Origin of the sequence: Streptomyces sp. NPDC051136, from assembly GCF_044455745.1 — a bacterium.
In the GTDB taxonomy this organism is placed as follows: Bacteria; Actinomycetota; Actinomycetes; order Streptomycetales; family Streptomycetaceae; genus Streptomyces.
Map to the genome: position 1 here is coordinate 107,723 of NZ_JBITFE010000006.1, position 20,342 is coordinate 128,064.

Below are 20,342 nucleotides of genomic sequence, written 5' to 3' on the forward strand. Positions count from 1 at the left end.
CCAGACCGGCCCCACGAGATCGCAGCTTCCCAAGCTGCGAGCGCGAGTTCGATTCTCGTCACCCGCTCCACACGAAACCCCCAGGTCTGTGATCTGGGGGTCCTTTGTCGTCTTCTCCCACGCGGAATGGAAGTTCCCCCCCACCTGACGATCACTCGGTTCAGCGTTGTGGATAGTTAGCGATCAGGATCTGAGGGAGGGGTTGAAGACAGTCGTAGTTCTGATCCTGTACCGCTATTCGTCGATGCCCTCGAAGTCGGTCACCATGGAGACAATCTTCGCGGGCGCCTTATCGAGGAGGAAGTCGTCGGCGAAAACGACCTCAGGGATGCCTCGGCTGTCTGCAGCCGCGGCTCGCCTGACCGCAGAGATCCGGGGGGATTCAAGTTGGTCGTCAGCTGCCTCGAAGGGACTCTTGGCGGCCACCCACATACGCTGCTCAAACAGGACGGCCGGGCCTGCCCCACCGAGGTCCGGTACGAACTCGGCATCGCTCTCCGGGAAGTCAGCCGCCCAGTTCTGCAGCAGCCGACTGGGCTGGCGCGGCTCGATACGGTTACCTGTGGCCTCCCCGGAGAGGATGGCAAGGAGGTCGTCGGCGAGCCGCCAGTCCAGGAGCGAGTGGTAGGCCATGTTGGTGTAGTCGCGCAGGCACTCGTAGCAGGAGCCCCGGCAGTCGCGGCCATGGCTGCCGTCACGGAACTTCTCGACCATGCGGTTGGCGGCGGCCAAGAGGTCGTTGAAGACCTCGGGGTCGGCCAGGTGGGTGCAGTAGCCCGCGCCGTTGTCGAGGGTGTCGGAGAGGAACGCGAACGTCCGAGCTCGGGAGCCGGCGGATCCGGCACCGTGGATACCGGAGGCAATCTCGTTCGGCTGGACCTGGAGGATATCGCCGGCGGCCACACGGAGGAGCGCGGCCAAGGAGTACCAGCCGGCACGGCGTCCGGAGCGGTCATCCGGGAATCCAGTCGTCTGGGCGACCGAGGCGAGGTTGAGGCGGAGGCCGTGTTCCAGACTTTCACCCGAGGCCGGGCCGAGGAGGAAGAGGTCGGTGTGCTGGACCGCGCCGATCGCTGTGCCAGGGGTGCTGCTGGCGTCTTCAGCGGTTCCGACCAGCCAGGGCGCGTAGACGGCAGCTTCTGCCTCTACCAAGGCACCGGACCAGTTGGAGGTCGCCTTGGCTGGGGAGAAGTGGAAGAGCCGGCCGCCGTTGTCGTTGACCGCGTAGCGGCGGCCCTTCCCGGCATGCACCACCATCCCGGATTGGGTAATCCGTTGAGGAGCACCGGACTCCAGGTCCGCTGCCGTACGCGGGGAGAGTGATCTGGCCCTCCAGGCGAAGTTGCCGTCGAAGTCGCGCGCCTTCCCTCCAGTCAAGAAGCCCGCCGGCTGATGGAGGCCGACCTCCCGGTACGAGCCGTCGGATGCTCCGCAGGCGGGGCACTCCGCAATCCGCTCTTCATCTCCGCCCGGCTCGGGAACAGTCTTGGCATCCTCGTCGAGGTGCCCGCACGCACGGCACATACCGATGTGCTGCGCTTCGCCGAGGGGGTCGGCCACAGCTTTCGGGGTTCTGCCTCCAGGCACATACCCGGCCACACCGACCGCTGTGTGGACCTTTCCGTCCTTTACGGTCTCCGCACCAGGGGCGAACTGTGAAATCGCGATGTCGAGCGAGCGGTCGACAACACCCGGCGGGGGCCACGGGTAGGACTCTCCCGGCCGCCTCGTGTAGAGGTAGCGGACCGATGTCGGGAAGCCGAACATCGGGAGGAGGCCGGACTCGGCCAGGCGCTGGCTCAGATCGTGGTGCCCACGGGTTGATTCAGCGACAGCGGTTACTTCGGCAACGAGGCGCTCCGTCGCCCATCGAAGTGCCGCTTCGAGAGAGTCGGTGCCTTTCGTGTGGCTGACGAGGGCCTCGGCCACCGCACGGATCTGTGCGGCCTCGGATGCAATCCACGCCTCGACTGCAGGGCGGACAGCATGCCAGTCGCGGACGAGTCCGAACTGGCCGTGGACGTTGCGCGTCGGGTCGAGCTCAGCGTCGCCCGTGGACTTCGCCTGTGCGGATTCGAACGCCCGACGGAGCACCTCAGAGGCGAGGACCCGCTGGTAGATGTCCTTCATATCCGTAGAGAGGTACGGAGGCGGGGTCGGAGCGTCAACAATGCGCTTGGGGTCTTGGAAGTAGTGCTCGTCGTGACTGCGCCCGCGGCAGACCGTGAGCGCAAGGGCTACGGGCGCCCCGCGGCGGCCCGCACGACCGACCCGCTGCTGGTAGTTGAAGCGGGTGGGCGGCATGTTGGCCATCAGCACGACGGAGAGCGGTCCGATGTCCACGCCGGCTTCCATCGTCGTGGTCACCGAGAGCACGTCGAGGGTGTCGGGCCGGGGGTGTTCCTCATCGTTGAGGAACACACTCTGGAAGCGGGCTTGGCGCCCTTGGGCCTCGATCCGGTCGGTCTGACCGGTGAGCTCTGCGGTATTCAGGCGAAACTTCCCAATTCCATTCTTCGCCATCCACGCGTAGTAGTCGTCCTCCGGCGCGTCGAAGTGCTCCGCCTCGGGAGGCAGCGGCCCTCCGCATTTCGTACAGATGCCGGTCCCGGGATGCAGGTGCCGACGGTGGCATACGCCGCACTCCCACGCGAGGCCTTCACCGTGGCGGAGGGACACCTCCTCCGGCTGGATCACGTACCCGATGACGGCCTTGCCCCAGGCACGCTCGGCTCGATGCCGGACATCCTCCTCGTCTTGGCCTGTGACCGCTGCAACCTTCTGCCAGTAATCGCGGAGGCGACGAGGGGGAGTGTCCGCAGCGGTACGGAGGCCTGCGAATCGGCGCAGGTGACCGAGGACACGCAGGCTTCCCCGTACGAGTGCGATCTCCGAAGCCTGGTCGCTGGTGAGGACCGACCTGTCTGACGCCAGCGAGAGCCAGCCGAGACCGAGTGATTCGAAGTCCCTGCCCGCACTGCCGAACAGTCCCATGAGGAGCTCCCGGCTGAGGGACTCCCGTATGTCGTCGCGGAGATCACGCTGCCGCGCGCTGAGAACCGTGCCGGACTCGTCGCGGACCTTCCCTTCGGGATCATCGGGCCATCGGTACAGCGACGACCACCGCCGTGTCTCAGCGTCCTTCTCATAGCGAGCCGTCTGCAGCGAGGCGTTCGGCCCTCCGGGATTCACTCCGAGGTGGACTAGCCTCTCGGCAACGGTGGCGGCGTGGCTGTCCAGACTCGGAACCCTGCTCAGACTCGCGTAGAGCTCCGCCTCCGTGTCGGGTTCTGAATCATCGGCGAGGTCGTCGAGACTGTCGGCAGAGGGCGGCTTCTGGAGCTTCTCCCATTGGTCGTATGCGGCGGGGTCCCTGGGCCGGATCCGCTTACGGGCGGCCTGAGCTGCCGCTAGGTCCTCCTGGGTCCGCGAGGCACTCTGGTAGAAGCTCTGGATTGCTGCCAGGTCGGTTGCGGGGTCTCCTTGGTCTGCGACTTCCTCGGCAAGAAGGAGACGCAGGAGATCCTGGTAATGACGCAGGCCGAGGCCGGCTGCGAGCTTCGCAGCGTCCTGGCGGCTGTCGGAGAAGACGACGGCCTGACGCGTGGGCAGTGGGGCGAGGACGGCGGTGGTGAGTACCTGGTTGACCTTCTCGAAACCGGTGCGCATCGAACGGACTGGGGTCCGGAGGCGACGGGGGTCGCTCAGGCTGAGGTGGTCGTGCCCGATACGCCGGACCTCCCAGTTGTCGCCGCAGCCAGGGCACTGGGACGGAGCAGCCGGAAGGTCTTCGAGCCGGAGGCGGGGGCGGCCGCGCTTCGGCTCTGGAACGCTGGTGTGAAAGGACCAACCGGTGTGGTCCCTGTGGTTGCGCAGCATGCCGGTGCGGGGGTCGTACGCACTCCGCTTGAACTCGAATCCGGCGCTCATCGCCCCCTTGTCGGAACTCGTCTCCCAGTCCAACTTGTCCGCGGCAGGGTGCTTCTTCCTCGGCCAGTAGACGACGTAGTTAGCCGCGTTGGGGCCGAGGGAGCCCCCGTCCGGTAGCGAGTCGAGGTCAGGCAGGTCGGCAAGGAGACCGGCTTCGAATCCCTTCCCCCTGCGCTGCTTGAAGGCGGATTCCGGGGCATACCCGCCCAGCAGCACATCGCCGCAGTTCTGGCAGTAGAGCAGTTCGAGGACCCGGGCTCCGCAGTCGCATCGCGAGGTCGGCCGCGAGAAGAGCTTTCCGACGGTCCGGTCGCTGTCCTCTCCGTGGGTGGGCTCTCCGTCAGCGGGTTCTCCTGCGGGGATCTGCGGGCACTCAGGATCTGAGCACGCCCAGACTCCAGGGATGTTTCTGAAAAAGAGGTGGCCCCGCAGAGTCGGCAACTTGGACAGCCCGCTGCGGCGAAGCGCGGCCAAAACGCCTGCCAGAGCTTCTGCTTGCTGCTCCTTCGCCACCGCCGGGAACATCCTGGCGGCGACTGCGTCGTCGAAGTCGGCGGTCAGCCGGTCGCCGTCCCGAAGTGCATTAGTGAGCGCGTCGCCGGCACCGGTACGGGCCAAGAGGTCGTCAGCCTCGGCCACTCCGGGCTCAGAGCCGAGACGCGCGAACTCGGCAGCATGATCCGACAAGTCGAAGTCCGTGGATGCAGGCAGGTCCAGTCGTCCGCCGAGCACCTCAAACCGGTCGCGTTCGATCCCGAAGAACTCCTGGAGGAAGTCGAGGTCCCGGGGTGCTTCGAGGGAGGCAGAAGCTGCGATGACCCGGAACTTGTCAGGACGGTCGGTGAGGCCCAGGCGGTGGCGGAGGTTCCTCAGCAGGTACGCGATCTCCGTACCGGCTGTGCCGCGATACGTGTGGAGCTCGTCGACCACCAGGGTGAAACGGGCGTCAGGGACCTGGTGCAGCCACTGGCGCGTCTTCTCGAAGACAGACGCTTCCCGGGACCGCATCAGCATGACGTTCAGCATGCTGTAGTTGGTAATCATGATGTCCGGGGGCGCCTGAATCATGTCCCAGCGGGAGCGCATCTCCGCACCATCGAGCCGGGGGATGAAGTACTTGCCGTCACCGTCGCCGCTCTGGGCCTGGCGGGAGCGTGCCTCAGTAGCGGCAAACTCCTTGCGGAGGTTCCTGACGCCGACAGCAGAACCGATGTCCCCCGGGACAGGTGTCGCCCCTGTGTAGCGGCCGAAGTAGAAGCGGTGGCCAGGGCGCTTGGCCTCAAACCACGCGCGCACGCAGTCGCTGTCCAGGGCCTTGCGCAGACGCATCATCTGGTCGTCGACGAGCGCGTTCATCGGGTACAGCACGAGGGCGCGAACGGCGGCGTGGCGGCCGCGCTCGCCAGCCCTCTGCGGCTGGAAAGCACCGTCGGGCGAGGTCCACCAGCGGTTGGCCGGGGCTGACGTCGCACTCCACGACTCGGACTCCCGCACCAGGTCAGCAAGGATGGGGAGCAGGAACGCCTCCGTCTTACCTGATCCGGTACCGGCAGTGATGACAACGTCGCGCCGGTCCCTGATCGCGGCGGCGAGCGCCTGGTGCTGGTGCTCGTGGAGAGAGCGAACACCCTTGAGGAGGCCCAGCTCAACGAGTTCGGCGAGTTGGGGGTGGGCGGCGGCCTCGCGGGCCGACGCGGCGATGCTCACTCCGGCAGAGACGTACTGCGGCCGGACCTCGATCAGCGGGCGGCGCCAGGCGCCCCCATCACGATCGAACAACCGACGCCGTTCCTTCTCCAGTTCATCGTCCGCCAGCCCGAAAGGGGTGTCGTAGTAGCGGAAGAGCGCATTCTTGAGGTGATCAAAGGAGCCGACGATGTCCAGTCCGTGATCTGCTGCGGGTTCTTTCGCCGCGTTGTCATGCATGAAGGTCTCCGAGCGTCTGCCCGAGCGATGCGGCGATCTTCAATGCCACGTCCCCCGGGACGTTGTCGTACGCAAGATTCTGGGCTGACTCCTGAATGCGGGGTGCGAGGCCGGAGCACATGGCAGCAACCCTCCGCTGCAGGTCCGGCAGCGGATAGCCCCAGTCCACGAAGAGCGTCCCGATGCCGTCGCGACCGCAGTCGGCCTCGGGGCGCCACCGCAATACGTCGGCGGCGCAGTTCTGCTCGGATAGCAACGTGTAGATGCCGTACTCGTGCGTGGTCTCGAACCAGGCCCCGTCGCGGAGAACTTGGCAGACCCGCTTGCTGTCCCTGCGCTTCAGCCGGTACAGACCGTCCCCCTGCGGACGGACGGTCGGCATGTACCGCCGTTGCGCCAAGTCGTAGCGCTCCAGCGGTGCTCCGTACTCCGGCGCCGAGGTGCGCTCCGCCAGGTCCAAGCCCGGCAGCAGGGTTGCACCTTGGTAGGCGAAGGTGGGAGCGAAGACAGCTCCGAGGTCTTCCGCCAGATCGCGAAGTTCGCTTTCGTCTCCGAATCGGACGAAGTACGAAGAGGGAAGCGGGATGTCCCGAGGCGGCCGGTCCGACGAGGCCCGGTACAGCTGGACGAGCCCCTCGTCCTTCAGCTCGTCGAGTCGCCGGTCGAAGGAGGCCGTGCGGCTGCCCGTGATGGTGGCAAGGCCCTGTGCTTTAGGCAGCGGGGTGAGCACTGGTGGTGCAGCGGACCAGCGGCGCCCGCTCCAGTCGACGTCGAGGTATGCCAGAGACACGGCATCACGGAGCCAACGGCCTGGTGCGCCGGACTCGATCTCGTCGGACTCCTTGGCACCGAGCCACCACAGACTCTGCTTTGCTTCGGTGAGACTCCCCGCCCCCTCTTCGCTAAGCCAGCGCAGCAACAGGTCTCCCGCGCCGATTCCCGTGCTCATTTCCCACCCCGATCGCGCGTGTTGCTGATTTCTGCGGCAGCAGCCACGTACTCGGCCCAGCCTGCCACCCGGCACGCATCGGCGGCGCTGAGTACGACGTATGCCCAGCGGTAGTCCTCCCGGGTCGGTACCGGGGCAGGAGCCGGAGTACCGGGATCAGCTGGCCGCACCCACCATCGCTGTGGAGTGCGGTAGACGAACCACACAGCACCATTAGGGATCTCTGCTTCCAACGCGGGGGTTTCGGACGCCTGGGGGATGCGCTTGCTGACCCACGACGGTGCTTCCTGCCTCCGCACCGGCGTCACGGTTCCGTGCTGGTCGAGGAAGCAGGACTCCATAACCTCGAGCTTGACGACGACTGTTCGGGCCGGGGCGGGAGCAGAAGTTGCATCCGCGCCCCGGATTAAGGCTCCGCTGTCCTCGCCGTCGCACTCGCTGACGCGGTGTGCGGAAGTGCCTACGCACCGGTAACCGAGCGAACCGGTGCCCTCCGGGAGTCCTTCGTGGAACCCGTCGTAGACAGTGAAGATCTGGCGGCTCGAAGACGTGCCTACCTCGTGCTGGCCTTCCTCGAAGGCGAGGCAGTTGAGGGGGAAGGGCACCCGGGGGTCAGCGCGCAGGTTCTCAGTCTGACCGTCGAGGGATACCTCGACGGTACGGTCGGGAGTGTCGGAGGCCGGCAGGAAAAGGTCGGGTTCCCCGCCCCTGAGGTAATGGCCCGCGACGCCGGATCCGGTGCGGTACTCGCGGGCGATGCGGAGTCCGCCGATCAGCTTCGTGTGCTGCCTGATCTGGGGGTGCAGGACGTAGCTGTGCTCAGCGCTGGAGTCCAGCGCCTGCTTGAACGCGGAGGTGTCGGCAGCTCGCACGCCCTTGAAGAGCCGCCACCCGGGGACAGGGGCGGCAACCTCCCGCACCGTCTTGGACCGGAGCCCGCTAAGCACGGCGCGTACCTGGGCTGCCGACGACGAGGACGCCAGTATCCAGTGCGGCTCACCGGGTTCGAAATACTCTGTGCTCACCCACTCGCCGAGATCCGCGTGCATGCGGAGCAGTACGACCTCCTGAGGCACCCATTCGATGACGAGGTCGTCGCCGTCGAGATGGACACCGAGGCGGAGCTGGGGCTCTGAAGGCACCAAGGTCTCAAGCCCTGAGTAGACCCCCCCGTAGTCGGTGCGGAGGGTGAAGGACCGGCCGTCGTGAATCCGGACGGTCGTCTCCTCTACACCTTCGGCAGCGTCCGCAAGCCACTCCAGCCGACGGCCCTTGTCCGTCACCGCGATACGCAAGCCCAGCGCCCGGCGCCGCTGCTGCCGCTCCGGCTCATGGAGGGTTCCGTCCCAGTCGGCGGCCAGCCGCTCCAGAAGGGCGACGATGAGTGGATCGCCGGCCTCGGCGCTACTGGGCGCAGATGCGAACTTCAGCTCCTCCATAAGCCGGGGAGACAGGCCTCGGCCACGCCCCGCACTCCACGCGTTGAGCCGCCGCAGGAGCTCTCGGCCTGGTACCTCGGTCGAGTTGTGGGGCCGCAGCCGGGTCGTGGCGAAGAAGCGTGTGAGCGCTTGGCGGTCCGACCTGCGGACGAGCGCCTGGGAGACCGGGTATCCCACGCGCCAGTAGAACTCGTCCGTGCTCACTGTGCTCGCCCCGTACAGGCCGCCGGTTTCTTCGAGCCAGGAGTCCAGTTCTTCCCACATGGCCGCTACGTCGTCCAGGGCCTTGTCGAGGCGGTTCGCTTCAGGTCCCTCCTGCGGGACGCCGAACATCTGGTACCAACGTCCGCGGAAATTCGTTCGGCGCATACCGTCCGAGGTCGCCATCCGGGTGGCCGCGAGGACCGACGCCGCCAGGACCGGAAGGCTCGGCGGCGGGCCGGGGCTTCCTTTCGCCGCCCATACCTGGCACTGGCTCATCACGCGCCAGAGCAGAGCCTTGTCCGACCCCGACCAGTAGAGCTCGTCCGCGACGGCGCTGCTGAGCGACTCCTCGATGCCGAACCGCTGGGCGAGTTCCCGTTCAACCTCGTCGTCGACATACAGCACGGTGCTCTGCAGGGCATGGTCAGCACCGAAGAACTCGTCAGAGAGGACTTCGTGCCACCGGTCGTACGCTCGCTTCATCTGCCTGCCTCTGCCCACAGCGCTGTCCGCATCTAGATCTTGCGTGGCGTGGGGGGACGTGCCCTCGCCGCGGCCTGTTCCCGGCCCGACTGTTGCGCCGCGTGGTGGCGGCGGCTTGGCCAGGTGGCTGCAACGTGGGGCGCGCAGAGAGGGACGTCCGTGGTGAGTGCACTGATGTCGGCAACGATACGACAGCACGCGTTCCCTGTCAGGAGCTTCCGCAAGCCGGTGACCTGCGCTTGCGTGACCGGCACGGGTGTCGCTACAGGTCTCCGGGCCAGCTTTCCATCTGGCGAAGGCTCCGGCGTACATCGGCACGGAGCGCTTCCGACCTTTGAACCGAGTTCTGGGCCAGGTTCGCCAAATAAGCGTCGGACATGGCCAAACGCGCACATGCGAGCTCAAACTCTTCCAAGAGGTTCGTCTCCAAGAGTCCGCGGGCGACCTAGTCCGCGCCGCCGCCCCGGAGGAACGCATCCCCGCCGACTGAAAAGGCGCCCAGGGACCGGGCCACCCGGCAACCGAGGCCGTACGCGCGGACCTTAGCAGCGGACGACAGCGGTCGCGAGCGAATCAAGGTGTACATCCGCGCCAGGCTGAGATGGCTTTGCCCCGCATTACCCAAGCCGGGTTCGAAAGCGGTGCGCAGCCATCCATGGACTATCCGTGGACTGGTCTCGCCTGATCTACCACGTGCAGGGCCGTGACCTGCAGCGTTAACCAGTTCCCAAGCGGCCTCCGGAGCCGTGTGCGCAGGTTGGAATCCTGCCGGGGGCACCCAACATGAGGTGCCCAGAGACTCTGGCACCAGCGGTAACGCTGAGGCCGGGGTCTTCGGGTGTGTGCAGGTGTGTGCTGCTCGGAGCGGAGCCGGGCCTCCCCCGGTTCTGCTCCAGTGCCTCCCCGCGGTCGGGCGGGTCCTCACCGCTCCCAGTAACCCTGATGAGGCGCGTGCTGATCACGCGCTCACCCCCGTCTGTGGGGCGGTTCGGCGGAACGCGGGTGTATGGCGACCTCAAGCTCTAGGCTCCCCGTTGCCGCTCGCAAGGTTGGTGCGACGAGGGGCAACTCGGACTTCAGTCATCCAAGTGCTGCGATGCGCAGCTGAAGCGGTGCCCGGCACACGGTCCCTAACGGCGGAATTCCTCGCAGGTGCCCGCCCGGAGCGGGTGTCAGCCGGCGTCCGGCCACTCCTCCGGGGGTGGGGGCGGCTCCGGGCTGTTCTTCCGTTCCGCTTGCCGTGCGTTCTCCTCCCGTAGGGAGGTCAGCCACGGGCAGAGGTCCGGCAAGGGCTGGGCGGGGCAAGCGAGGCGGTGGCCGACGCGGCAGCGTTGGGACGGGTCCGGTGGGCACACGCCGTAGACCGTTACGCGACCGTCGGACAGTTCGATCCAGCGGTGCTCCGCCGGGACCGTATGAGCCAGAGGTCTCATGTCCGGCTCCAGGAGCACCCAATCCTGTTCGAGCGTCGGTACCCGGTCCTGCGGTAGCCCGCAGACGGGACACGGGGACTGCCCGCCCTTCAGCCGCCTCGGTTGCTTCTCCCATCGCCCCATACCGTGAGGGTCGCCAGTCCGTGAGTCCGGGCGTAGAGCGCGAATCGGACGGGACTGTTGGGGCGGCGGTCCGTCGGTGGGACGCATGGCGATGCGGCAGGTGCGGCGGGCAACGACCGACCAACGGCACACGGCCGAGAAGTGGTGAAGGCTCGGCCAATGATGCGCGCGTGTGGGTCACTTGTGCGTCCCCGGTGGTTCTTCGGACTGGTTGGGGGCTTCGGTACCGGGGGACGGGTGGTGTGCGCCCCAGTCCCACAGGGCTTGGAGGACGGGGCCCAGACGGTGGCCACTAGGGGTGAGGGCGTAGTGGACGCGTGGGGGCCATGCGGGGTGGCGGTCGCGGTGGACGACTCCGGTCTTGGTGAGGTGGGACAGACGGTCGGACAGCACCTTGTCCGAGAGGGCGGGCAGAGCCGCGCGCAGCTCGGTGTAGGAGCGGGCGCCGCGCAGGAGTTCGCGGACGATCAGTGTCGTCCAGCGGCCGTGCAGGGCTGCCAGCGTGATCTCTACGGGGCACTCGGGGGTGGGGGCGGTGACGTCGGCGCGGGGGTCGTCGGGGAGGCCTGCGGGGTGGCCAACCGTTGGGTGAGTCACGGGGTCGCCTCCTAGCGTGTGCGGCAGTTCGTTTCCCGGTTGGAAGGAAGTTCTGTCGATCATGCGTGCCTTGGCCGAACAGCCCGAAGACGTGCCCGCGGTGTTCGCCGAGCGGTTCAACAGCGGGGATCCCGATGCGTTGGCGGAGATGTACGAGGAAGAGGCGGTGCTCGTTCCGGAGCCGGGGGTGCCGGTGAGTGGGGCTGATGTGCGTGCCGCGAATGGGCGTCTGCAGGGGCTCGGGGTTCCCATCTCGGTGCGTCCGCGGCATGTGTACGGGTGTGGGGATCTGGCGTTGTTGATCGTCGACTGGGTGATTGAAGGGGTCGGGCGGGACGGGCAGACCGTGCATGTGGAGGGTACGGCCACGGACGTCGCCCGGCGGGGTGAGGACGGTCGTTGGCGGTATGTCGTCGACAATCCCTTCGGCATCCGTACGGAGCCGGTGTGCTTCTGACGCCGCGTTGTCAGTAGGCGGTGAGACCCTGCGGGCATGAGCGGTGGATCTTGCAGCGGGGCTTTCGACTGGCGTGGGTTTCTTGAGCGTTGGCAGGCGGAGTGGGTGCCGCGGCCGGGCGATGAGGAGGGCGGTGAGTCCCGGGCCGTCGCTTTGGGGCGGGGCGGGGCTAGTGAGGCGGCGATCGGCGCGGTGGAGGAGCGGTTGGGGGTGCGGTTGCCGGCGTCGTACCGGGAGTTCCTGGCCGTGAGTGACGGGTGGTACGTGGATCAGATGGCCGGTGTCTATCAGCTGGGCGGGGTCGGGGAGATCGGCTGGTTCGGGGATCCGTTCGACATGACGTCCGTGTATGGGGAGGGCTTGGGGGATAACCCGTCGCCGGAGGAGGTGTTGTTGGCCGGGATGTGGCGGCGGGCGTTGCGGCTGGAGACGGATTCCGACATGTCGTATGCGTTGCTCGACCCGGGGGACGTGGGCGCGGACGGGGAGTGGGCGCTGTATGTGTACAAGGGGTGGGGCGGGGAGTTGCCGGATCGGTATCCCTCGTTCCGCGCGTACATGGAGGCCATGTACCGGCACTTCCACGCGAACCGGGCCGAGCGGGCCGACTTCGTGAACGCGACCACGCGTGAGCAGGACGCGCGGGTGGAGCGGGCGCGGCTGCTGGCTCTGCGGGGGCGGTACGAGGAGGCTGTGCCGTTGCTGGAGGAGGCGTTCGACTTCGGACGGCCGCACAGTGCCGTGCTGTTGCAGCAGGTACGGCACTTCTCGGCTCCGCGGGGGACTGAGGGCTACGGCGGTCTTGTGGCCGATGATCGGTATCAGGCGGAGATTCTGCCCGTGGAGGCCATGGGGCCGGCTCAGGGGCAGTGGCGGTTGGGGGGTGACGACCACTGGCTGGGGATGATGGCCGCGCGCGGTGTCGACCGGGAGGTGGCCGAGGCCGTGTTGGGTGCGGTGCGGGACGGGACCCATTGCTATGCGCCTTCCGGCGCCTGGGGGCAGGCTGTCGGTGAGGCGCGGGCGGCGGCTCTCCGGGGGGCGTGTGATGTGGCGTGGCGGGTGTTGCGGGGGGCGCTGGCGTTGTGGGAGCAGCCGGGGCCGTCGCTGATCGTTCCGCTCGGGCTGCTCGCCGATCCGGTGCTGGGACCGCTGGTGACCCCGGAGCGGGGGCGGGAGGTGCTGGCCACGCCGCGGGCCGGGGAGTCGGGGCCGGCTCCCGAGCCGGTGCCGGATCTTGATCCGCCGGGGCTTGCTTGGCTGGCGGGGCCCACCGACGGGTTCCGTTCCTCGTTCGGCGGTGGCTATCGCTGTGTCTGGGTGGAAGGGGTTGAGCCGGAGCGGCTGCCCGAGCTGGTCGGGGAGGAGGGGGCGGTCCTGAGTGCTCCCCGGCGGCCCTTCGACGTGGCCCGGTCCGCGCGCCGGGCTCATGAGCGTGAGGACGAGGGGGTGGAGCTGTGGGAGGACCGGGCCGTGGTGGCCGCGGGGCGCTCCGAGGGGGGTTGGGCCTTCGCCTTCGACGGTTACGGCCCGCACTGCATGAACCATCTGTTCCGGTCCCCGGTGACGGACGCCTCGGGGGGTGGGCGGGCCGTGGTGGTGTGGTCCGAGCGAGGGCGCGCGGAGGCGGGGGAGCGTCCGGACGTCTTCCACTTGTCGGTGGCCGAAGGGGGTGTGGAGTTGTACGGGTTCACGCTGCGGGGTACGGAGGTCGAGCGCTCGGGTGCGGTGCCTGAGGCCTTGGACCCGGACCGGTTGTTCCTCGCGGGGGACGCCGGTGCGGGCGGGCAGGTGCGGGCGCTGGATGCGCTGCACCGTGAACTGGGGCTCTCACTGCCCCGCTTCGCGCTCACCCAGGGGCGGCTTCCCACCTTCACCACCCGGTCCTGGACCCGGGCGCCCCGTGAGGGTGAGGGGTTCGCCTACCTCGGCTTCAGCAGGTCCAGGTCCAGATCCAGTTGCAGGTCCAGGTGATGGCAGCGCCCGGGGTGCGGGGGGCACCCCGGGCGCCCCGGGCGTGGGTCGACCGGTGAGTCGGCCGCGTCAAAAGGGCCTCAGGCGCGGGACAGTACCGTCCCGGCCACCTGGCGCAGCATCGACTCCGGGTCGGGGACGGGGCCCGGGGAGCGCCAGGCCACGAAGCCGTCGGGGCGGATCAGGACCGCGCCGTCGCGGGTCACCCCGTGGGCCCGTGCCCAGTCGGTCTCCTCGTCGTCCGGGATCAGGTCGGCCTGGGGTGTGCCGCCCACGCGGTACGACTTCAGCGGGATGCGCATGGCGACGGCCACCGCGGTCGCCGCCTCGTGCCAGCCGGTGGACTGGGCCGCGTCGCTGAGCAGGACGAGGGAGTCCTCGTAGAGGTCCAGGGTGGAGAGGCGGGCCTCGCCCCGGCGGAGCCAGAGGTGGGGGGCCCGGCTGCCGGGTGCGCCGGTGAGGTCGAGGCCCTCCGGTACGACCGGCGTCGCCGGGTCGGCGCCGACCACCGCGCCCTGGGGGTAGCGGTAGCCGAGGGCGACGTTGAGGATGCCGCGCTGCGGACCGCCGCCGGGGCCACCGCCCCCGGGGCCACCGCGAGGCGCGCCTCCGGGACCACCACGGGCCACGTCACCCGGGCCGGGCCCGGTGCCACCGCGGGCCGCCTCCCCACGGTCGGCCGCGCGGTCGGCCCCGGGGCCACCACGGGCCACGTCACCCGGACCACCACGGGCCGCGCCACCGGGACCGCCCTCGAAACCACCACCGGGCGCCCCGGACCCCCCGGACACCCCACCCGCGCCACTCCCCGCACCAGGCCCTCCGGGACCGCCAGGGCCGCCACGACCGCCAGGGCCCCCGGCCCCTCCGGGACCGCCGAGCCCGCCAGGACCGCCACGCCCCCCGGGACCGCCCGGGCCCCCGGCCCCTCCAGGACCGCCGACACCCCCGGACCCTCCACCCGGCCCCCCGCCCCCCATGACCGGCGGCGGTGCGAAGCCCGGGTGGCTGTGTTCCACCGAGCGGTGGGCCGCTCGGGCGCTGGTCGCCTCCGCGACCGGGCGGCGTTCCATGTCGTAGGTGTCCAGGAGGGCCTCGCCCGCCCAGCCCTCCAGTACCGCGGCGAGTTTCCAGGCGAGGTTGTGGGCGTCCTGGATGCCGGTGTTGGAGCCGAAGGCGCCGGTGGGGGACATCTCGTGGGCCGAGTCGCCGGCCAGCAGGACGCGGCCGGAGCGGTAGCTGCGGGCGACGCGCTGGGCGGCGTGCCAGGGGGCCTTGCCGGTGATCTCGACGTCGAGGTCGGGATCGCCGATGGCGCGGCGGATGTGGGCGGCGCAGCGCTCGTCGGTGAAGTCCTCGACCGTCTCGCCCTGCTCGGGGTGCCAGGGGGCGTGGAAGACCCAGTTCTCGCGGTTGTCGACGGGCAACAGGGCGCCGTCGGCGTTCTCGTCCGTCAGGTAGCAGACGATGAAGCGGCGGTCCCCCACGACGTCGGCGAGGCGGCGGGAGCGGAAGGTGATGCTGACGTTGTGGAAGAGGTCGCCGGGGCCGCTCTGGCCGATGCCGAGCTGTTCGCGGACGGGGCTGCGGGGGCCGTCGGCGGCGACCAGGTAGTCCGCGCGGATGGTGGTGTGCTCGCCGGTCTCCCGGCTCTTGACGATGGCCGTGACGCCGTCGTTGTCGGCCTCGAACGACAGCATCTCCGTGCCGAAGCGCAGGTCGCCGCCCAGGCCGGCGGCGTGGGTGAGGAGTTCGGGCTCCAGGTCGTTCTGGCTGCACAGGCACCACGAGCTGGGGCTGAAGCGGGCCAGGCCGTTGCCCGGGTCGATCTGCTTGAACAGCCACTCCCCCGCGTCCCCGGCCAGGGTGGGTGCCTGGAGGATGCCGTGGTTGTCGGCCAGGGTGGCGGCGGCCCTGCGGATGTCCGGCTCGGCCCCGGCCACCCGGAAGAGTTCCATCGTGCGGACGTTGTTGCCGCGTCCCCGGGGGTGGATGGAGGTGCCGGCGTGGCGTTCCACCAGGGTGTGCCGGACGCCCAGCCGCCCCAGGAACAGCGAGGTCGACAGGCCCACCAGGGACCCGCCGACGACGAGGACCGGGACGCGGTGGATGCGCTCGCCCACGGGGGCGGCCCCGCCGGACCGGTCGGCTCTTTCCTTCATGGTTGCTCGTCCTCCGTTGCGACAGGCGTGAGTGACAGGCGCGCCCCGCGACAGGTGTGCGCCGGGGCCTTCATGCATGCCCCGTGCGGCCCGTGGAGGCCCGCGCGGACGCAGGCTTCACCCGCTTAACCCTCACGGTTCGCGGACCTCGCGGGCACGGCTCACGATCGTGCTTACGCGACCGTCGCACCCCGCCTGCCTGGCGCGCGCCGTCGACGATCGCCCCAGTCCACGAGGAAGACCCGGAGAAGAGGTGGGCCGGATGACGGTCTCTCCCGTCGTAACGACGGATGTCCCGACCACGGACGTGAAGGACGCGACGGATGCCGCGACGGCATCGGCTGCCGTGGCGGCCGAAGCGGGTGGCGTGTCGATATCCGCGTTCGACGGTGCCCGTGTGCGGGTCGTCCTGATGCTGGACGTGCACGACGGCATGCAGCAGGAGTTCCTGGACGCCTACGAGCGCATCCGCGACCGGGTCGCCGCCGTTCCGGGACACGTCAGCGACCAGCTGTGCCAGTCCCTGGAGAACCCGACCCAGTGGCTGCTGACCAGTGAGTGGGAGAGCGCCGCGCCCTTCCTGGCCTGGGTCAACAGCGACGAGCACCTGGACACCGTCGAGCCGTTGCAGGACTGCGTCCGCGACACGCACTCGCTGCGCTACAGCGTCCTGAGGGAGACCGACGGCGCGCGTCCCGCGCCCGGGGAGCCGCGCTCGGCGCCCCGGATCGGCGGGAACGTCGTACGGCACGCGCTGACGTTCACCGTGAAGCCGGGCAGTGAGACCGAGGCCGCCCGGCTGCTGTCCGAGTACGTGTCGCCCGACGCCCATGTGGACGGTTCCACGCGGCTGTTGCGGACCTCGCTCTTCATGCAGGGCAACCGGATCGTGCGGGCCGTGGAGGTGCGCGGCGACCTTCAGCGGGCGCTGCGCCACGTGGCGCGGCAGCCCGGGGTGCGGGCCGTCGAGGAGGCGCTGAACCCGTACCTGGAGCAGGACCGGGACCTCGGCGATCCGCGTTCGGCCCGGCGGTTCTTCACCCGGGCCGCCATGCCGGCCGTCCATCACGCGACCGCCCTCGACCAGGACCGGTCCGCCACGCACACCGAGCGGGTCGCGCTGCTCTATCCGGTGCGCGCCGGCGCCGGTGGGGAACTGGCCCGGCTGCTGGCCCGCCGGGACGCGTCCGCGGCGCAGGCCCCGGGCAGTCCGGTGCTGGCCGCCACCGTCTTCCACCGCGACGACCTCGTCGTACGGCTCGTCGACGTGGCCGGTGATCCCGAGGCCGCGCCCGCCGCGGTCCTGGGTCTGGACGACCCCGAGAGCGCCGCGGCCGCCGAGCGGTTGCTGGACGGCGCCGCGATCGGCGTCGACGGGTCGCCGGCCGAGGAGGGCACGCAGGCCCGGCTGCTGGCCGCGCTCCGTATGACTCCCCTGACCGACCGGCGCTCGGCCGGTTCCTGAACCAACGCCCCCCGCGCGGGCGGCCGGGTCCGACGGTGTACCCGGTCGCCGGTCCGCGCGGAACGCTCCCTGCTTTTCCCCGCCACTTCCCCCTTCCTCCCGTCTCCCCGGAGTGAACGACATGACAGATCAGCAGGTACGCATCGTCTCCCTCGGCGACATCGCCCCGAACCGCCGTCGCGGCGGAGACCTCCGCGCGCTTCTCACGCCCACCACCGCCGGGTCGACCAGCGGCTTCATGGGCGTGGCCATCGTGCAGCCCGGCGACCGCATCGCCGAGCACTACCACCCGTACTCCGAGGAGTTCGTGTACGTCACGGAGGGCGCCCTGGAGGTGGACCTGGACGGGGTGCCGCACTCGCTCGCCACCGGCCAGGGGCTGCTGATCCCGCAGGACATGCGCCACCGGTTCCGCAACGCAGGCGACGTCGAGGCGCGGCTCGTGTTCCACCTGGGGCCGCTGGCCCCGCGTCCGGAGCTGGGCCACGTCGACACGGAGGACGCGGAGGGCAACCCGCTCGCCTGCGACGGGGCGCACGCGGGCCACGCCGGGCACGAGCGGCCCGCCGCGGCCGAGGTGGTGTCGTGAACCGGCGCCGGGTCGCCGTCACGGGCATAGGCGTCGTCGCCCCGGGCGGGATCGGCGTGCCCCAGTTCTGGAGCCTGCTGTCCGAAGGCCGTACGGCGACGCGCCGCATCTCCCTGTTCGACCCGGCCGGTCTGCGTTCGCAGATCGCCGCCGAGTGCGACTTCGATCCGTCCGCGCACGGGCTCGATCTGGCCACGGCCCAACGCTGCGACCGGTACGTCCAGTTCGCGCTCGTCGCGGCGGCGGAGGCGGTCCGGGACGCGCGGCTGGACATGAGCCGTGAGGACCCCTGGCGGGCCGGTGCCACGCTCGGCACGGCGGTCGGCGGCACCACCCGGCTCGAACACGACTACGTCCTGGTCAGTGAGCGCGGTACGCGCTGGGACGTCGACGACCGGCGGGCCGAGCCGCACCTGGAGCGCGCGTTCACCCCCGCCACCCTCTCCTCCGCGGTCGCCGAGGAGTTCGGGGTGCGCGGGCCGGTGCAGACCGTCTCCACCGGGTGCACGTCCGGTCTCGACGCGGTCGGGTACGCCTATCACGCGGTCGCCGAGGGACGCGTCGACGTGTGCCTGGCGGGTGCGGCGGACTCGCCGATATCGCCGATCACGATGGCCTGCTTCGACGCCATCAAGGCGACCTCGCCGAACAACGACGACCCGGCGCACGCCTCCCGGCCCTTCGACGCCGACCGCAACGGCTTCGTGATGGGCGAGGGCGCGGCGGTGCTCGTCCTGGAGGACCTGGAGCACGCCCGGGCCCGCGGCGCGCACGTGTACTGCGAGATCTCGGGCTACGCCACCTTCGGCAACGCCTACCACATGACCGGGCTCACCAAGGAGGGCCTGGAGATGGCGCGGGCCATCGACACGGCGCTGGAGATGGCCGAGCTGGACGGTTCGGCGATCGACTACGTCAACGCGCACGGCTCCGGCACCCTTCAGAACGACCGGCACGAGACCGCGGCCGTCAAGCGCTCGCTGGGCGAGCACGCCTATGCGACGCCGATGAGCTCCATCAAGTCGATGGTGGGCCACTCGCTCGGCGCGATCGGCTCGATCGAACTGGCCGCGTGCGTGCTGGCGATGGCGCACCAGGTCGTGCCGCCCACGGCCAACTACACGACCCCCGACCCCGAGTGCGACCTGGACTACGTGCCGCGTGAGGCACGGGAGCGGACGCTGCGGAACGTGCTCTCCGTGGGCAGCGGCTTCGGCGGGTTCCAGTCCGCGGTCGTACTGAGCGGCAGTGAAGGAGGGCAGCGATGAGCGGACCACAGCGGACCGGCACCGGCGGCGGTAACAGGCGCGCGGTCGTCACCGGCCTCGGCGTGGTGTCCCCGCACGGCACCGGTGTCGAGGCGCACTGGAAGGCGGTCGCCGACGGCGCCAGCAGTCTCGGTCCCGTCACCCGGGAGGGCTGTGCGGACCTGCCGCTGCGGGTGGCGGGCGAGGTGCAGGGCTTCGACGCGGCCGAGACGGTCGAGGACCGCTTCCTCGTCCAGACCGACCGGTTCACGCACTTCGCGCTGGCCGCCACTCAGCACGCGCTGGCCGACGCCCGGTTCGGCCGGGGCGACGTCGCCTCGCCGTTCTCGGTGGGCGTGGTGACGGCGGCGGGTTCGGGCGGCGGCGAGTTCGGGCAGCGGGAGCTGCAGAACCTGTGGGGCCAGGGTTCGCGGCACGTCGGCCCGTACCAGTCGATCGCCTGGTTCTACGCGGCCAGCACCGGCCAGGTCTCCATAGTCAACGACTTCAAGGGCCCCTGCGGAGTCGTGGCCGCCGACGAGGCGGGCGGTCTCGACGCCCTGGCGCACGCGGCCCTGGCCGTGCGCAACGGCACCGACACGGTGGTCTGCGGCGCGACGGAGGCACCGCTGGCCCCGTACTCGATCGTCTGCCAGCTGGGCTACCCCGAGCTGAGCCGGGTCGCCGAACCGGACCGTGCCTACCGTCCGTTCACCGACGCGGCCTGCGGGTTCGCACCGGCCGAGGGGGGCGCCGTGCTCCTCGTGGAGGCGGAGGGGGCGGCCCTGGAGCGTGGGGCGGACGTGCGGGCGACGGTGGCCGGGCACGCGGCGACCTTCACCGGGCCCGGCCGCTGGGAGCAGTCCCGGGAGGGGCTGGCCCGTGCGATCCAGGGTGCGTTGGCCGAGGCGGGCTGCCGGCCCGAGGAGGTCGACGTGGTCTTCGCGGACGCCCTCGGTGTCCCGGAGGCCGACCGGGCCGAGGCGCTGGCCCTGGCCGACGCGCTGGGCCCGCACGCCGCGCGGGTGCCGGTGACCGCACCCAAGACCGGGACCGGGCGGGCGTACTGCGCGGCGCCGGTGCTGGACGTGGCGACGGCGGTGCTCGCGATGGAGCACGGGCTGATCCCGCCGACTCCGCACGTGGCCGACGTGTGCCACGACCTGGACGTGGTGACCGGCCGGGCCCGCCCCGCCGAGCCGCGCACCGCCCTGGTCCTCGCCCGAGGGCTCATGGGGTCCAACTCGGCACTCGTCCTGCGACGGGGTGCCGTGCCGCCCGCGGGCCGCTGACGGACGAACGACCACCGGCGGACGACCACCGGACGACCACCGGCCGACCTTCGGCGGACGACCACCGGACGA

General features: G+C 70.0%; 11 protein-coding genes and 2 pseudogenes. 6 read left to right on the forward strand and 7 right to left on the reverse strand.

All coding sequences use genetic code 11. The features are described 5' to 3' along the window. Nucleotides 1-234: 234 nt before the first annotated feature. From ACIBCJ_RS18425 to ACIBCJ_RS18445, 5 genes are all read right to left on the reverse strand, one after another. Nucleotides 235-5,856: a DEAD/DEAH box helicase gene (locus ACIBCJ_RS18425; protein ID WP_365979947.1), complete on the reverse strand. Its 5,622-nt coding sequence runs from the start codon at nt 5,854-5,856 to the stop codon at nt 235-237. Then, the gene (locus ACIBCJ_RS18430) at nt 5,849-6,805 is read right to left on the reverse strand and encodes a hypothetical protein (protein WP_365979948.1); all 957 of its coding nucleotides are present in this window, start codon (nt 6,803-6,805) and stop codon (nt 5,849-5,851) included. Before ACIBCJ_RS18430 ends, ACIBCJ_RS18425 begins: the two co-directional genes overlap by 8 nt. Continuing rightward, nucleotides 6,802-8,931: a hypothetical protein gene (locus tag ACIBCJ_RS18435; RefSeq protein ID WP_365979949.1), complete on the reverse strand. Its 2,130-nt coding sequence runs from the start codon at nt 8,929-8,931 to the stop codon at nt 6,802-6,804. The genes ACIBCJ_RS18430 and ACIBCJ_RS18435 overlap by 4 nt, the downstream gene beginning before the upstream one ends. Nucleotides 8,932-10,103: 1,172 nt before the next feature. Continuing rightward, on the reverse strand, nt 10,104-10,574 hold the full coding sequence (locus tag ACIBCJ_RS18440; protein ID WP_365979950.1) for a DUF6083 domain-containing protein: 471 nt from the start codon (nt 10,572-10,574) through the stop codon (nt 10,104-10,106). Between the two features lie 90 nt (nt 10,575-10,664). Continuing rightward, nucleotides 10,665-11,084 carry a helix-turn-helix domain-containing protein gene (locus tag ACIBCJ_RS18445; protein WP_365979952.1) on the reverse strand — a complete coding sequence of 140 codons (420 nt, stop codon included), beginning with the start codon at nt 11,082-11,084 and terminating at the stop codon, nt 10,665-10,667. A gap of 61 nt (nt 11,085-11,145) precedes the next feature. Between ACIBCJ_RS18445 and ACIBCJ_RS18450 the strand changes: the two genes are divergently transcribed. After that, nucleotides 11,146-11,541: a DUF4440 domain-containing protein gene (locus ACIBCJ_RS18450; protein WP_365979953.1), complete on the forward strand. Its 396-nt coding sequence runs from the start codon at nt 11,146-11,148 to the stop codon at nt 11,539-11,541. A 36-nt stretch (nt 11,542-11,577) separates the two neighbouring features. Then, nucleotides 11,578-13,515, forward strand: coding sequence for an SMI1/KNR4 family protein (locus ACIBCJ_RS18455; RefSeq protein WP_365979954.1), 1,938 nt, complete (start codon nt 11,578-11,580; stop codon nt 13,513-13,515). Nucleotides 13,516-13,595: 80 nt separating this feature from the next. Here the strand turns inward: ACIBCJ_RS18455 and ACIBCJ_RS18460 are convergent. Continuing rightward, a pseudogene (locus ACIBCJ_RS18460) lies at nt 13,596-14,126 on the reverse strand (polyketide hydroxylase); the annotation flags it as partial. Between the two features lie 123 nt (nt 14,127-14,249). Then, nucleotides 14,250-15,677: pseudogene (locus ACIBCJ_RS18465) on the reverse strand (FAD-dependent oxidoreductase); the annotation flags it as partial. 262 nt (nt 15,678-15,939) lie between these two features. Between ACIBCJ_RS18465 and ACIBCJ_RS18470 the strand changes: the two are divergent. The 4 genes from ACIBCJ_RS18470 (at nt 15,940) to ACIBCJ_RS18485 (ending at nt 20,270) form a co-directional block, all read left to right on the forward strand. Beyond that, nucleotides 15,940-17,142: a SchA/CurD-like domain-containing protein gene (locus tag ACIBCJ_RS18470; RefSeq protein ID WP_362505273.1), complete on the forward strand. Its 1,203-nt coding sequence runs from the start codon at nt 15,940-15,942 to the stop codon at nt 17,140-17,142. 121 nt (nt 17,143-17,263) lie between these two features. Beyond that, nucleotides 17,264-17,731: a cupin domain-containing protein gene (locus tag ACIBCJ_RS18475; protein WP_365979956.1), complete on the forward strand. Its 468-nt coding sequence runs from the start codon at nt 17,264-17,266 to the stop codon at nt 17,729-17,731. Then, nucleotides 17,728-18,999, forward strand: a complete 1,272-nt coding sequence (locus ACIBCJ_RS18480; RefSeq protein ID WP_362505267.1) for a beta-ketoacyl-[acyl-carrier-protein] synthase family protein — start codon at nt 17,728-17,730, stop codon at nt 18,997-18,999. The genes ACIBCJ_RS18475 and ACIBCJ_RS18480 overlap by 4 nt, the downstream gene beginning before the upstream one ends. Beyond that, nucleotides 18,996-20,270, forward strand: a complete 1,275-nt coding sequence (locus ACIBCJ_RS18485; RefSeq protein ID WP_362102787.1) for a ketosynthase chain-length factor — start codon at nt 18,996-18,998, stop codon at nt 20,268-20,270. The genes ACIBCJ_RS18480 and ACIBCJ_RS18485 overlap by 4 nt, the downstream gene beginning before the upstream one ends. Nucleotides 20,271-20,342: the final 72 nt, after the last annotated feature.